Source organism: Ruegeria sp. YKSD179, from assembly GCF_059612885.1.
Window position 1 is genome coordinate 245,239 of record NZ_JBXWRL010000002.1, and the last position, 14,867, is coordinate 260,105.

At 52.2% G+C, this 14,867-nt stretch carries 12 protein-coding genes; 4 read left to right on the top strand and 8 right to left on the bottom strand.

Annotated elements, in window-relative coordinates; genetic code table 11:
* Positions 1–3 precede the first annotated feature (3 nt).
* The 8 genes from AC2FNE_RS01410 to AC2FNE_RS01445 all read right to left on the bottom strand — a co-directional run bounded on the left by AC2FNE_RS01410 (position 4) and on the right by AC2FNE_RS01445 (position 10,029).
* Positions 4–801, bottom strand: coding sequence for a carbohydrate ABC transporter permease (locus AC2FNE_RS01410; protein ID WP_170476065.1), 798 nt, complete (start codon positions 799–801; stop codon positions 4–6).
* Positions 798–1,661, bottom strand: coding sequence for a carbohydrate ABC transporter permease (locus AC2FNE_RS01415; RefSeq protein WP_170476063.1), 864 nt, complete (start codon positions 1,659–1,661; stop codon positions 798–800). The genes AC2FNE_RS01410 and AC2FNE_RS01415 overlap by 4 nt, the downstream gene beginning before the upstream one ends.
* Positions 1,658–2,734, bottom strand: a complete 1,077-nt coding sequence (locus AC2FNE_RS01420; RefSeq protein ID WP_170603907.1) for an ABC transporter ATP-binding protein — start codon at positions 2,732–2,734, stop codon at positions 1,658–1,660. Before AC2FNE_RS01420 ends, AC2FNE_RS01415 begins: the two co-directional genes overlap by 4 nt.
* A gap of 1 nt (position 2,735) precedes the next feature.
* Positions 2,736–3,785: an ABC transporter ATP-binding protein gene (locus AC2FNE_RS01425; RefSeq protein ID WP_170603906.1), complete on the bottom strand. Its 1,050-nt coding sequence runs from the start codon at positions 3,783–3,785 to the stop codon at positions 2,736–2,738.
* An 86-nt stretch (positions 3,786–3,871) separates the two neighbouring features.
* Positions 3,872–5,611 carry an ABC transporter substrate-binding protein gene (locus tag AC2FNE_RS01430; RefSeq protein WP_170603905.1) on the bottom strand — a complete coding sequence of 580 codons (1,740 nt, stop codon included), beginning with the start codon at positions 5,609–5,611 and terminating at the stop codon, positions 3,872–3,874.
* A 271-nt stretch (positions 5,612–5,882) separates the two neighbouring features.
* Positions 5,883–6,551, bottom strand: a complete 669-nt coding sequence (gene trhA / locus AC2FNE_RS01435; protein WP_170476055.1) for a PAQR family membrane homeostasis protein TrhA — start codon at positions 6,549–6,551, stop codon at positions 5,883–5,885.
* Positions 6,552–6,648: 97 nt separating this feature from the next.
* Positions 6,649–9,027 (bottom strand): fatty acid cis/trans isomerase, encoded by a 2,379-nt coding sequence (locus tag AC2FNE_RS01440; protein WP_496804629.1) that lies wholly within the window; start codon positions 9,025–9,027, stop codon positions 6,649–6,651.
* 120 nt (positions 9,028–9,147) lie between these two features.
* Complete coding sequence (locus AC2FNE_RS01445) at positions 9,148–10,029, bottom strand: LysR family transcriptional regulator (protein ID WP_170603903.1); 882 nt, start codon at positions 10,027–10,029, stop codon at positions 9,148–9,150.
* A 102-nt stretch (positions 10,030–10,131) separates the two neighbouring features.
* On the opposite strand from AC2FNE_RS01445, the gene AC2FNE_RS01450 reads away from it, so the two are divergent.
* Genes AC2FNE_RS01450 through AC2FNE_RS01465 form a run of 4 tightly spaced genes read left to right on the top strand, consistent with a single transcriptional unit; the run spans position 10,132 to position 14,862 of the window.
* Positions 10,132–11,577, top strand: coding sequence for an aldehyde dehydrogenase family protein (locus tag AC2FNE_RS01450; RefSeq protein WP_170603902.1), 1,446 nt, complete (start codon positions 10,132–10,134; stop codon positions 11,575–11,577).
* Positions 11,577–12,554, top strand: a complete 978-nt coding sequence (locus AC2FNE_RS01455; RefSeq protein WP_496804630.1) for a membrane dipeptidase — start codon at positions 11,577–11,579, stop codon at positions 12,552–12,554. The genes AC2FNE_RS01450 and AC2FNE_RS01455 overlap by 1 nt, the downstream gene beginning before the upstream one ends.
* Complete coding sequence (locus AC2FNE_RS01460; protein WP_496804631.1) at positions 12,551–14,236, top strand: hypothetical protein; 1,686 nt, start codon at positions 12,551–12,553, stop codon at positions 14,234–14,236. The genes AC2FNE_RS01455 and AC2FNE_RS01460 overlap by 4 nt, the downstream gene beginning before the upstream one ends.
* Complete coding sequence (locus AC2FNE_RS01465) at positions 14,233–14,862, top strand: DUF3726 domain-containing protein (protein WP_496804632.1); 630 nt, start codon at positions 14,233–14,235, stop codon at positions 14,860–14,862. The genes AC2FNE_RS01460 and AC2FNE_RS01465 overlap by 4 nt, the downstream gene beginning before the upstream one ends.
* Positions 14,863–14,867: the final 5 nt, after the last annotated feature.

Sequence of the window (14,867 nt, forward strand, 5' to 3'; positions counted from 1 at the left end):
ACCTCAAACTCGACCCATCGCGAAGCCGCGCGCGATGTAGTTTCGGACAAACCAGATGACGATGGCGCCGGGGATGATTGTCAGCGTTCCCGCCGCCGCCAATAACCCCAACTCGTACCCAGCGCTGGATGCCGTTCGGGTCATCACCGCCGCTATGGGTTTTGCCTCAACTGCAGTAAGCGTCTTGGCCAGAAGCATTTCCACCCATGAAAACATAAAGCAAAAGAAAGCGGCGACCCCAACCCCGGCTTTGATGTTGGGGAGGAAGATTTTCACAAAGAATCTAGGGAAGGAATAGCCATCCACATAGGCGGTTTCGTCCAACTCTTTTGGGATGCCTCGCATGAATCCCTCCAGGATCCAGACCGCCAGCGGCACGTTGAACAAGGTGTGTGCCAGCGCTACGGCCAGGTAGGTGTCGAAAAGATGAATTGACGAATAAAGCTGAAAGAATGGCAGCGCAAAGACAGCAGCGGGCGCCATCCGGTTGGTCAGCAGCCAAAAGAACAGCTGCTTGTCGCCAAGAAACCTGTAACGTGAGAATGCGTAGGCCGCGGGCAATGCAACACAAACAGAAAGCACCGTGTTGATCGTTACGTAAATGATCGAGTTGATATAACCCCAATACCACGTTGGATCGGTGAAGATCGTTATGTAGTTATCCAACGTAAATGTCTGTGGAAAAAGCGAAAAACCAGAGAGAATTTCGTTGGTGGTTTTGAACGACATCGCTACGAGCCAATAGATTGGCAGCATCAGGAATGCGATATAGAGGATGGGTATCAGGGAACGCTTTCTCATTCGGCGTCGTCCTTTGTCATCAGAGTGTAGAAGACCCAGCTGACCAACAGCGTGATGGCGAAATAAATCAAGCTCATTGCCGCTGCGGGGCCAAGATCGAACTGCCCTAAAGCGATCTTCACAAGGTCAATCGACAGCAACGTGGTCGAGTTTCCGGGACCACCGCCGGTCAACACGAAGGGCTCTGTGTATATGTTAAAACTGTCCATAAAGCGCAACAGGATCGCGATCGTCAGAACAGTTTTCATTTTGGGCAACTGGATGTAGCGAAAGACCGACCAGTTGGATGCACCGTCAATCTTTGCAGCTTGATAATAGGCGTCTGGTATCGAAACCAGCCCGGCATAACAAAGCAACACTACCAGCGAAGTCCAATGCCAGACATCCATTACGATAACGGTAATCCAGGCCGAGATTGGTTGTTGGGTCATGTCATAGTTGATGCCAAGGACATCATTCAGGAAATAGCCCAACAATCCAATCTTGGGCAGGGTGAAGATGTTCCACATCGATCCCACCACATTCCAAGGGATCAACATTGGTAAAGCCATCAAAACCAAACACACCGGCACCCAAATCCCTTTACGCGGCATCGAAAGGGCCACGATTATACCCAAAGGTACTTCGATCATAAGGATCAGGGCAGTAAACAGAAATTGGCGCCCCAGTGCTGCTTGGAACCGATCCGAGCGGAGGATTTGCTCGAACCATCCCAACCCCTCCCAGAAGAATTGGTTGTTCCCAAATGTTTCTTGCACCGAATAATTGACAACTGTCATCATCGGCACCAATGCGTTGAATGCGACCAGCGCCAGGACTGGAAGCACAAAGAACCACGCCCTTTGGTTTTCTGTTCTCATGTGCCGCGCTCCTCGGTTGCGATCCAGCCGTCGCGATAAACACGGGATTGTTCAGGTTTGAACTGCAGGAATACTTGTGATCCAGGTTCCGGCGCGCTGTGTTCTGACACTACTTTCAAAGCGGTGTCGCCAACAATTGCGCTTACTACATAGTGACGGCCGATATCAGAAACTTTGGTCACATGCGCAGGGATGCCCGTCTCGCCAAAACCCACATATTCGGGGCGAATGCCCAGATTGGTGTTACCTCCGGTCCCTTGTACAGGTCCTTCCAAATGGACTTCGTGGCCTTCGAAGATTGCACGATCGCCTTTGGCCTCGCAGGGTAGGACATTCATTCCGGGTGAGCCGATGAAGTGACCGACAAAAGTGTGTTGAGGTCTCTCGAACAAATCTACGGGTGTACCGATCTGCACCACTTCGCCTTCTTGCATCACAACGACCTCATCGGCGAATGTCAGTGCCTCGGTCTGGTCGTGAGTGACGTAGATCATCGTGGCTTTCACTTGTTGGTGCAGTTCCTTCAGTTTCGAGCGCAGCTTCCATTTAAGGTGCGGATCAATAACCGTCAGGGGTTCGTCGAACATGACGGCATTCACGTCGTCGCGTACCAGCCCCCGGCCCATCGAAATTTTTTGCTTGTTGTCCGGGCTGAGCCCAGAGGCTCGGGTGTCAAGCATGTCCGTGACGTCCAGCATCTTGGCGATTTCATCGACGCGCTGGTTGATTGTCGCTGCATCCACACCCCGGTTTTTGAGAGGGAACGCCAAGTTTTCGCCAACGGTCATAGTGTCGTAAATAACGGGAAATTGGAAAACCTGCGCTATATTGCGCTGGTCTGGGGGCAGGGCGGTTACATCACGCCCGTCGAACAGAATCTGCCCCTCGGATGGGGTCAAAAGACCTGAAATTATGTTCAGCAATGTGGATTTACCGCAACCGGAAGGACCAAGCAGAGCGTATGCCCCGCCATCACGCCAAGTCACGTCGATTTCCTTAAGGGCATAGTCTTCTGGGCCCAGGGGCGACGGCAAATAACTGTGTTTGAGGTTGGAAAGCTTGATCTGCGCCATGTCAGGCCACCCTTTTGCCGTTTTGGCCGAAATAACGGCAATGAGCCGGGTTCATATAGAAAATGTGATCCTCACCCACTTCATAAGGGTGAACTCCAGCCGCCAGTGAAACCCACGCTTCATCCCCATGTTGGAAATGAGCGCTGGAATCGGATCCAGATAATTCAGTCACAATCACACGGCCGGTCAGCTCAACATCTGCTTCCGAAGTGCGGAAAGGTGTCACGCGATGTGGACGTACGGCGACCACATAGTTTCCGTCAGCCATTTCTGGCACGGCCCAGTCACCACCGCCCGCCAGTCGAGCCGTTGAGTCCGACACATTTATTGGTGCAACGTTAATCGGGGGGTCCGAGAACACGCGCGCTGCAGCGAGGTTTTCGGGGTTTCGGTAAATATCTGCTGTTGATCCGAACTGGGTCACGTGCCCGTCTTCCATTAGGGCTGTCCGGCCACCCAGCAGCAAAGCCTCTTCGGGTTCCGAGGTGGCATAGACAACGACCGCGCCACGACCAGCGAACAAATCGGGTAGTTGCTCTCGTAGTTCCTCGCGCAGTTTGTAGTCCAGGTTGGCCAACGGCTCGTCCAGAAAAACGGCGCGGCTTTCCTTTGCTATCGCGCGGGCTAGGGCGGTGCGTTGTTGTTGCCCACCTGACAACTCGTGCGGACGACGTTGCAGCATCGGGCGCAGCTGCAGTAGATCGGCGGCCTCTTCCACACGTCCGTCGATTTCGGATTGGGCCATACCTGCCACGCGAAGCGGCGAGGCTATGTTCTCAAACACCGTCATGTGTGGGTAATTCACAAAGAACTGGTGCACGAGGCTGATCTTGCGTTTCTGAGTGTTCAACCGCGTAACGTCTTGCCCGTCCATCAGGACGCTGCCAGAAGCGATCGGATCCAACCCGGCCATCATCTTGATCAGAGAGGTTTTTCCCGAGCCAGTTGCACCCAACAATACGTTAAAATGGCCTGTTTGCAGCGTCAGGTTCGTTGGCTTGATATGGATGACGTTGCCGACCCGTTTTGTCGCGTCTTGTAGTTCAATCATGTCCGTGGATTCCGATCCCGCAGCAAATTTCGCTGCCTTGGTCTTGGGTGGGGATGCCTGAAACGGCACCCCCGGGTTTCAACGCTTTACTGGGACTGCCAGCGCTGAACCAGTTCGTCATAGTTGACGGTCTGGCCCTCTGGCTTTTCGTTTTCCAGCTTAGCCTTGGGAGAACCCTCTTTCTCTAGCCAGAAGGCGGGATCCTGTGGCTCGTTCAAACGTGGGCCACAGCCGCCGTATACACCGGCACCTTCATCCGCGGCTTGCATGCGGGCCATGGTGATGTCCATTTCTTCAGCCAGACGGTCCATTGCCTCTTGCGGAGTGAATGCACCAGAGTTCACGTCTCCAATTTGCTGCCACCAAATCTGGGCCAGCTTCGGATAGTCCGGAACGTTGATGCCGGTCGGCGACCATGCGACGCGGTCAGGCGAGCGGTAAAACTCGACAAGACCGCCCAGCTTGGGTGCGCGTTCGGTGAACGATTCGTGGTTGACCGAGCTGTCGCGGATGAAGGTCAAACCAACGTGGGACTTCTTCACATCGACAGTTTTGGAGGTCACGAATTGAGCGTACAGCCAAGCAGCCTGTGCGCGATCCTCAGGAGTTGATTTCAGGAACGTCCAAGAACCCACGTCCTGATAGCCAACTTTCTGTCCATCTTCCCAATAAGGGCCGTGTGGGCTGGGAGCCATCCGCCAAAGCGGTGTGCCTTCGTCGTCCACAGTATTGTTGCCTTCGGACTTCGGCTTCACCATGTCGGCTGTAAAGGCTGTGTACCAGAAAATCTGCTGAGCCACGTTGCCTTGGCTGAGTGCCGGAAGCGACTGATAGAAGTCATAGGACGCAGCACCCGGAGGAGCATAGTTCCGCAGCCACTCATCCCACTTACGGATCGCATAAACCGCTGCTGGGCCGTTTGCTGCACCACCACGAGACACCGATGCACCAACCGGATTACAGGTGCCCGCTTCCATACGGATTCCCCATTCGTCGACGGGAATGCCGTTCGGCTCGCCTTTGTCGCCCGCGCCAGCCATCGACAGCCAAGCGTCGGTCATGCGCCAACCTAGGTCTGGTGCGCGTTTGCCGTAGTCCATGTGGCCATAGATCGCCACTCCGTCGACTTCCTTTACGTCGTTAGTAAAGAACTCGGCGATGTCCTCATATGCTGACCAGTTGACCGGTACTCCAAGATCATAACCGTACTTTTCTTTGAAAGCGGCTTTGTTGTTTTCGTCATCAAACCAGTCCTTACGGAACCAATAGAGGTTCGCGAATTGCTGGTCAGGCAGCTGATACAGTTTGCCATCAGGTCCGGTCGTGAACTGAATGCCCATAAAGTCATCCAAGTCCAGCGTAGGTGAAGTTGTAGCCGCCCAATTGCCGCCCATCATGTCGGTTAGCGGATAAGCAAGCTGCAAACGTGAATGAGTGCCGATCAAGTCACTATCGTTTACATAACCGTCGTACAGATTCCGTCCGGTCTGCATCTGGGTTTGGACCGCCTGAACCACTTCGCCTTCGCCAAGTATCTGATGGTTGACCTTAATTCCCGTGATTTCCTCGAACGCTTTGGTCAAGACCTCGGATTCGTAGGAGTGTGTCGGGATGCCTTCGGAAAGGACGTTGATTTCCATGCCAGCATAAGGCTGTGCGGCTTCGATGAACCATTGCATTTCCGCCATCTGTTCGTCTTTCGACAGTGTCGATGGCTGGAATTCGTCGTCGATCCAGCGTTGTGCTGCGGCTTCGTCGGCCCACACGGGACCGTGCCCCGCAATGACGGCAGCCGCCGCCACTGCGGAAAGTAGATGTCTCCGCATCTGTTTCCTCCCAAAAATTATGGCTCTCCGGTCTAGACCGGATGAGGGACAGCATCAGCGATTTTTCGCCATGCTGTCAAACTAAAAATTTAGTATTTAGATTGCAAATTGATTTTAAACACTTTTTACGTCTCTGATGTGATGGGAGACCAAGCCATATCGCAAATGTAATTTCAGATTGAATGCGATCTACCGCAAGTGAAGTAAAAACCACGCAAAGCCGGAAAACGCCGAGATATGGGTAAAGAGGGGTGGGGTTTCTCACCGACGTTCAGAGTTGAATTTGTGGAACCAGTGCTATGCGCACCGCCACAGCAATGAAAAACAAAACACTGCCTGTAAGGACGAATACGTGCCAGATCGTGTTATGAAACGGCAGCCACTCCATAAGGTAAAAAATAATCCCCAAGGTATAGACAACACCGCCCGCAATCATCAACGCCAAGACGGTAGGTGAAAGTTCCATCAAAAGAGATTCTCCGGCCCAGACTATAGCCCATCCCATCCCCACATACAGGGTAAGGCCAAACCACCTGAACCGATTTGGGTCGACAAGTTTTAATGCAGAACCCAAGGTTGCAGAAGACCAGAGGCCAATGAGCAACCCCGGAGCTTGAACGCCAGATAGCAGTAAGAACGGCGTATAAGTTCCAGCAATCTTTACGTAAATTCCAGAGTGGTCAAGACGGCGTAAAAGCCCCGACCATCTTTCGCTGTCAATCATGTTGTAAAGGGCGGAAAGCGTCAGCATCAAAATTAGAGTGATCCCATATACCGAAGCACCCAATACTGCGTCAGGATCGGAACGATGATGCGCGGTCAAGGTTATCAGTGTCGGAACCGCCACTATCGCCGCTGCCAGACCTGCAATGTGCACAACACCGTCGCTTATTCGCTCTGCCTTGCTGTAAGCAGGCCGGATATCGGCAAAAGACCACATAATATTAAACTAGGCGCCGATCCCCTAGCCGACAAGTCGCTTTGGCGGGGTTATTGTCCAACTAATCTAGACTGCGAATTTAGTTGTTTTTGTGGTGTCAGGTTGGATCGTCTTCTTTTTTTGGATCTGTGTAGCGGTTGAGATCCAGTATGCCGGCCTCAATCGGACTCTGATCCAAAAAGTAAGTATTCAGGAAATCACTGGTTTCCCAAAAATCGGGGCTTGTTCTGCGCACACCGTATTCGGCCACTAACTCCATCCATTCATCTTGAGACTGAACAGCTTTTGTTTCTTTAATGAAATCACCCAATTTTTCTTGGCGAACATTGAAGAAAAAGTTCGGATAGCTGGCAAATAGCCCCGGGATAACCGTCAGTACATCGCTTTGCGGTTCTCTGCGTGCTTCTTCGTCGAAGAGGAACGCGACATTGGTATGTGCTTTGTCATGTGCAAGAGAAAAGATTCTTGATGAGCCATCCTCTGTCTCGACAATAAGAATTGATAGATCTGGCAGATATTGCACCCAAGGGCCGCGTTGATTTGCAAGGCCTCGTACGGTCTGATCAATTGGATCTTGCAAGTGCTGTAGGCAATCACCAGGTGAACATCTGTTAATTGCATCAGAAACAGGCCATAAACCCTTGCCATTACGCAATAATTCCACAAGGAATTCTTTCTTAGGGTTGGGGGTTGTAAACTCAATTCCAGACGGGAAATCGTTGTCGACGTGACGGCGATGCCAATATGTATGCAGTTCTGCGAGGGTGCCTTTGTACCAGCCATTGTGCATTTCTTGCCGCACGTCTTCAGGCATGAAAGAGAGGAACAGATCTTCGCTCTCCATTCTCAGCTCGTCCATGTAAAGGCGTGTGGAAAGTTGATGTTCCACCCTCCCGAACACATCGTACCCAGCCACCAAGTCATAATAGATGCGTTCGAATATCGGAAAGTCGATTATCCAGGCGGTTTCTGGAACAGCACCGTGATAACCAGTCATCGCTGAAGCATTGTCGAAATGCCTGAAAACAGTAATGCGCGCATCAGGATTAGCGCCGTCGCCGTCCCAGATCGAGCTATAGTCAAATCCCGTCGTGAAAATCGAACTGTTACGGTACTGGCTGTCGCGATATTCGATGTAGCGCACCTGGTTTTTATGCGAAAATGCCTGCAAATCTCCCAGCGCACCGTCATTCATATCCGAAACTGGTAGTTCGAGATATTGAGCCCCGTTTTCAAGAAAGTCGGGGTCTGTAACAGATAGGTCTGCGTCCGGATCGAGAAAGCTAACCCAAAATCGGTCTTCGATCACGTCTACCGCAGTTTCGCCATGACAAACCGGGCCGCGAATAAAACTGCGGACGAAAAACAATGCGTCATCCAGCAGGAATTGATATCGACTTCGGGCTGGGATTGCCGAAAAAGTACTAAATGGGTTACCCCCTTCGGCTGTGCCATAAGGTGGCAATTCGAACAAATTCCAGTCAGTGTCCAGAAATAGCTCCTTAAATCGGGACATCCGGTCTGGGCCAAGCGTGTACACGAGGTGTTCCTTGTGCACGATGCTCTCATCAATAACCTGCAAACGGTAGTGGACCTGTTCGATACCGGGGTTGTCAAAGGGTCTCCGGGTTGCGACGACGTCAATCGCCTTACCCGGAGGCGTGATAGACCGAACAAGCTTAAAGAATCTTCGTGAATCGTCATTGTCAAAATGAAGACGCGCAAGAAAAAGGTGTTCGTAAAGATAACGGCTCATCAATCGATTTCGCAGATCAGAACCATTTAGAAATGCTTCCCAAGCGTCGATCTGGCTTTGAATTTCTGCGGGCATCTCCGCAAGGGAAGACGAAATCGGTGCACCTCTGCGCACCCAATTCGTAAGTACATGAAAATCGTTTTCTGATAGTGGCGCCGCTGCATAAGGCATGCCGGCTAAGGGATGTGAATTGCGAAAATCGCCGAATTCCGATGATGTAGGGCAGACAAGCGGTCGATCGATTGCTAGGCCCAAATCGTCAGGTACGGGATTATTTGCTGACAGCGGATATTCAAGACCAAGGTTAAGGTACTTTTCCAGTAAAGTGCTGTCTTCCTTAGATTGCTCTTCAGTATGTAAGATCGGAAAAAAACCAAGCCTTACCCATTCGGGCACTGTCTGTGCATCAATGCCAAGACGCGTGGGCTGTGCATCCTTCAGACGTTCGGTGTGATAGACGGCTTCTTTGCTAGCCCCGCGCAAGAGACCTTGGGGCGAGGTCAACTTTAGCTGGCAAGGCGCGTCGTAACAGCTGTGGCAAACGACACAGCGTCGATCAAGGATCGTTTTGACCTCCGCCCAGTTCTGCTGGGGTTGTGACACAACGCCTGCAGTTTTTGTATCGGCCAACGCAATATTTGTTGGGCTAAGCACTATGACGAGAACGACTGCGGCGAAGACGATTTTTGCCCAAGTTCCAAACTGTCGGACAATTGGCATACTTCTCCTCCCACCCGGCAAAAGCTTTTTACTCGCTCCAATTTTGCCCGCTCTTGATGCAAAGTCGAGTCCGGTGAGCGAGCCTCGGTTCCAGCGCCCGAAGGAGAAAAAGAAATTCGTTTAACAGTATGACGCAAGACGTTGATCTAGAATGAACTCTCTGCACTCGTCGGTTATGTACTTAAAGCGTGCTCTTTCCCTTACATAGAGGTAAACTTGCCGCGTGTCTGGCAAGTCGGATATGGTGCGAAACGCCGTGGTTTCTGGAATGAAGTTCGCGACCATCCGAGGAAGAACAGTGACCCAAGCGCCAGTTCTTACCATGGTTATCAGCGAATGTGTGTTTTGTATGGTGACGTCGGCTTGTTCGATTGCGCGCTGAAAGCTTGGTGTCTGAATGAGGTCACACAGGGCATTGCGTATGAACGGCGCTGAAACAACGTCTTCGACTGTAGGCGGTTCGTCCCTGGTAATAAGCGGGTGGTCAGAAGCGCATACTAGTCCAAATTGATCCTGGAAGAGCGGTACAGCATTGAAGCCATTCATTGGATGATATCCCGAAGCTATACCCAAGTCGGCTTTGCCCTCGACCAGTGCATCCAGCACCTGTTGTGTATCGGTGTCCCGCAGTTCGATTTTCAATCCGGTAAACTTTTTAGTCATATGGTCGAGAACAGCGGGGAAAATTAGTGCTGCAACTGACGGAACAGAAACGATGCGCAGCAGTCCACGTTCGGCGTCTGCCGCTGCTTGGATGGATTGAACCGTCTGATCGAATTGACGCACTTGTTTAAGTGAAATTTCAAAAACCTGCTGACCCAATGGTGAAAGTCGGTTTTTCCGTTCTCCTTCGAACAACTTTTTGCCCAGATGATCTTCAAACTGTTTCAGGGTCATAGAAACAGCGGATTGAGTGCGCCCCAAACGCTCTGCGGCTTCGACAAGGTTACCGGACAGCGCCACCGAACAAAAACATCGAAGCATTTCGATTTTGATCGCCATATTTCAGAATTCCTGAAGCTTCGTTAAATAACTTGAATTTGACTGATGTTGGCTCAAGCGTCCATCATATTGCAGAACGAATATTAGGAATTGGTGCGCAACGTGACTGAACTGAACCTGATTGCCGGCGAATGGCTGGCGGGCGAAAGCGAGATCGAAAACCGCAATCCTTCTGACCTCAGCGATCTCATTGGCATGTATGCTCAGGCCAATCTTGATCAACTTGAGGCAACACTGGTTCAGGCACGAGTAGCGCAAACCGAATGGGCAGCCTACGGCATTGAACGCAAGCAAGCGGTTTTGATGAGTATCGGCGATGAGCTAATGGCGCGCGCCGAAGAGCTAGGTAGGTTGTTGTCGCGGGAAGAAGGCAAGCCATTGGCAGAGGGCAGGGGTGAGGTCTATCGGGCAGGGCAATTTTTTACCTACTACGCTGCAGAATGTCTTCGTCAGATCGGTGAAAACGCTGACAGCGTTCGGCCAGATATCGAAATCGATGTTCGTCGTGAGGCCGTAGGCGTTGTCGCGGTCATAAGCCCGTGGAACTTTCCTACTGCCACGGCTTCTTGGAAAATTGCCCCTGCATTGTGCTATGGGAACGCCGTTGTATGGAAACCCGCCAATTTGACTCCGGCCTCTGCCGTAGCCCTTACCAAAATCATTGAACGACAAGATATTCCAAAAGGTCTGTTTTCTTTGGTGATGGGATCGGGTCGCCGAATTGGTCAGCACCTGGTCGAGAGCCCAAAGGTCGATGCAATTTCCTTTACTGGGTCAGTACCCGTCGGCAAAGGTATCGCGACGGCCGCGGTTCAGAACCTGACAAAGGTTCAAATGGAAATGGGTTCAAAAAACGCATTAGCAGTCATGGATGACGCAGACTTAGACTTGGCCGTGACGTTGGCGCTGGGTGGTGCCTTTGGCGGCACCGGTCAGAAATGTACTGCTTCGTCACGGCTAGTTGTCCATGCCGCAGTGCATGACGCGTTTGTGGAAAAGCTGGTTGCTGGCGCAAAGGCGATGAAGGTTGGTCACGCTTTGGAAGAAGGTACTCAAATGGGCCCAGTCGTCAGCGAACAGCAGTTGTGCGAAAACCTTGCCTATGTAGAACTCGGGCGCTCCGAAGGTGCCGAGCTGATTTGTGGCGGTCAAAGGTTGGACCTGCCATATAACGGATATTACATGTCACCAGGTGTATTTATTAACACTACCAATGACATGCGCATTAACCGGGAAGAGATGTTCGCGCCGCTCACTAGTGTCATCAAAGTTGACAGCTATGAGCAGGCACTTTCGACCGTAAACGACACAAGTTTCGGCCTTACGTCGGGTATTGTGACCACAAGCTTGGCCCGCGCGACGCATTTCCGCAAAAACGCCCGGACCGGTGTAGTGACCGTGAACCTGCCCACTGCTGGCACCGACTATCATGTCCCCTTTGGCGGACGCGGCGACAGCTCTTATGGCCCGCGGGAGCAAGGCAAGGCAGCAGCCGAATTCTACACCACGGTCAAGACTGCGTATATCAGCGCCGGGAATCCTGCCTGATGCTCATCGACGGATTGCAATATGCAAACTGGTCCGAAAAGGTATTTCGTCAGTTGCGAGAGGGTGGCGTCGACGCGATTCACGTCACAATTTCCTATCACGAGAATTTCCGGGAAACGGTTCTGAATTTTGAAAAATGGAACCGTTGGTTCGAGCAGTTTCTGGACCTTATCGTCAAAGGTCAGTGGGCCAGCGACATTGACAAGGCCAAGGAAACTGATCGAACTGCTGTCTTTTTTGGGTTTCAGAACCCAGCCCCTATTGAGGACGATATTGGTTTGGTTGAGATTGTGCACACCCTGGGTGCGCGATTTATGCAATTGACGTACAACAACCAGTCGCTTTTAGCGACTGGGTGCTACGAGGCCGAAGACACCGGCATCACCCGTATGGGGCGGCAGGTTATCAAAGAAATGAACCGTGTTGGCCTAGTCATCGACATGAGCCATTCGGCAGATCGGTCAACAATAGAGGCGGCCGAACTATCCGAAAGGCCGATAGCTATTACGCACGCCAACCCACATGACTGGTCGCCAGCATTACGCAATAAACGCGATGCAGTGATCCGGGCAGTCACGGAAAACGGCGGGATGTTTGGATTTTCGATTTACCCGCATCATCTTAAAGATAAATCGGACTGCACATTACAGAGTTTCTGCGAAATGATCGCCCGCACTGCTGATAGATACGGCGTACAGAATCTGGGAATTGGTTCAGACCTTTGTCAGGACCAACCGGACAGTGTCGTGGAATGGATGCGGGTTGGGCGATGGACCAAGGGAATCGATTATGGTGAAGGGTCGGCCAGCAATCCGGGCTTTCCTCTGATGCCAGATTGGTTCCGCGACAATCGCGATTTTGGTAACATTGAAACAGGATTGCGTGCCGTTGGTATGAACGAAGAAGAAGTTGCGGGCATAATGGGCGGCAACTGGTATCGCTTTTTTGCGGATAACTTCGGACCGATGGCCATATGACTTTGCAAGGCAGACATATTACCCGCAGGGAACCTGCCAAAGTCATGCGCCTCAGCCGGCTTGGGTCTATGCACCAATGCCGCCTGAGTTTCATGAGGGTATTGACCCGCAGAATGGCCAGCGAAGGTTGGCAGTTCACACGACCGGTCTTTGATGTTGACGACCGAGGCGTTGGCAGCGCTGTTTATACCGCACAAGGCCCACATCGCGCCTATTCACTTGTGGCCTTCGCGCATGATTTGCCCGACGAAAAACGTTCTGACCGGGTGATTGCAGAAGCTTGGGACGCTACGTTCGCTTTATTTGACGGTGTCCCATCCAAAGAGGACATCGATCGCTTGTCAAAAAACGTACCGTTGCAAGAAGCCGGACGTGTTTCTGAAAGTGAATTGTCGCTATCGCGAGCAAACCGTTCGGTTCGGCTGTGGGCACACGTGGTCGACAGCCTTGCAGCCGGAAAGCAACCAAACCCCAAGCGCATTGATGAAGTGGGCTACCTGATGCGCACAACAGCCGTCTACGGGTCGGGCAAATTTGGCGCAGCGGATCGCGATGTCATTGCTGAACGGGACGAAGCTCAAGCACCGTTCCAGATCGAGATGCTGTCTATTTATCTTACCCGCACATTCGTCCGCGATTTGGTGCAACACATGGCGGTTGCGCAAGGTGGAAATCGGGCTGTGCCGCTTCGACCAGACATTGCGAGGCGATTGGGCATCGGAAATTCAACGGGCCTTGGAATGGCGCCTTTCATCATTAATCACCCGATCTTGTTCAATAATTGGATCATGGCCCGCGAAGAGGCTGTTGCCTGTGTCCGCTGTATTCAGTCTGCAACGAAGGATGAAACTAACACCTTTCAAGAATTGGTCGGGCGAAGTGTGCTTTCAGTAGAAAACTGGCGGTCCGAACATCCGATACAAGTGAAGAAACTTGGGGCGCTAAACAAGGACTTGCAGACGCTGGTCGCTTACCTGGCAGGGGACGTTCTGAAACAAATTCATCCGTGGGACCGTCTAGTAACTTGGTCAGAGAGTGCGCTTAGTGAAGAAGGGCAAGAGCTCGTGGCTTCGTTGATTTTAGAGCCATACGGGCATCTGGTGGATGGGCTATCCAACTGCATGTCGGACAGCAATACGGATGCGTTTCGAATTGATGGCGCGATGCCAGTGGCCGCGGTCCGCGATCTGATACAAGACAATTTCGATTGGGCGCTTAGCTTGGACTGGACGGCAAGGGAACACTGCGCCAGGGCATGGTATGTGTCCGAAGAAAAGTTGGAGCCTCGCCTAGGCGAACGGTTCGAAGAACCCATTGAGGAATATGAGCAACCCCTCGCCCCGGCGCGTGACGCTGTCGCCGCATTTGCGGCATTGGAAAAGTGGGAGGCAGATCAACCCATCGCGGCGTTTTTGCTAAGTCATCCGGAACACCGCCACACCGTTCGTCGTGCTCAGATGAGCCGCCTTGCGCCTTATAGTGAGATTCAGGACAACACCATTGGCGCGAAAACTCTGCCGATCGATATGCTGCGGGCGAAACTGTCCTTTTTCGGTGCAACTCACTTTGATCCGCGATCCGACCGCTGGGTGAGAATTTGCATGTATGCAGGGGCGCCATATCCCGAGGAATTGACGCAGAATAATGCTGACCTTTGGGTGTATCCGGAGGATGATACGTGAACTTGTCTCTCAATGAGGTCGAGGCGACAGCAAAAAGAGCGGCTCGCGGGGCTGGATACAGTTGGGGGCTTGCAGAAGAGGCAGGTAAAGCGTCGCGCTGGTTATGTACCAATGGTTTGGACGGTGTCTCGGCTCTGACTCGACTGTTGGAGTTGGGCCTTGCGCCTTCTGCATCAGAACACGCTCCAACAAGACAGCAAGAACGGTGGTCTTGCGAGAGTATACTTTGTCCCCTGGTCACAGGGGCGCTGCTGTCGGACAGCGCCAGTCGTTTGTTAGACGGCCAGATTGATACTAGCCCGATCGCAATTCCCGAGATTCTGTTGCCGTTTGCGGCTAATGCTTCCCTCGTAGTTTCTAACTGTGTTTCGGTAGACATCGACGGAGAGATCGCGATCACTGACGGAAAACAACTACTTTCTGTAGAAAGCTACCCTGATGTCGCGGCGCGCGTAACCATTCAGTTGGGGGACGATCTGAACAGGCCAACGTGCAGCCAAACACGAGCCACGCCTGACCGGGCAATCTGGAACAGGTTGAACCAATTCGCCCAACGCACTTACGCCCCGGCAACCGAAGAATCCCGTCAATTGGGCGCGGGTGCAGGACTAACTGATAATGATTAAAGTGG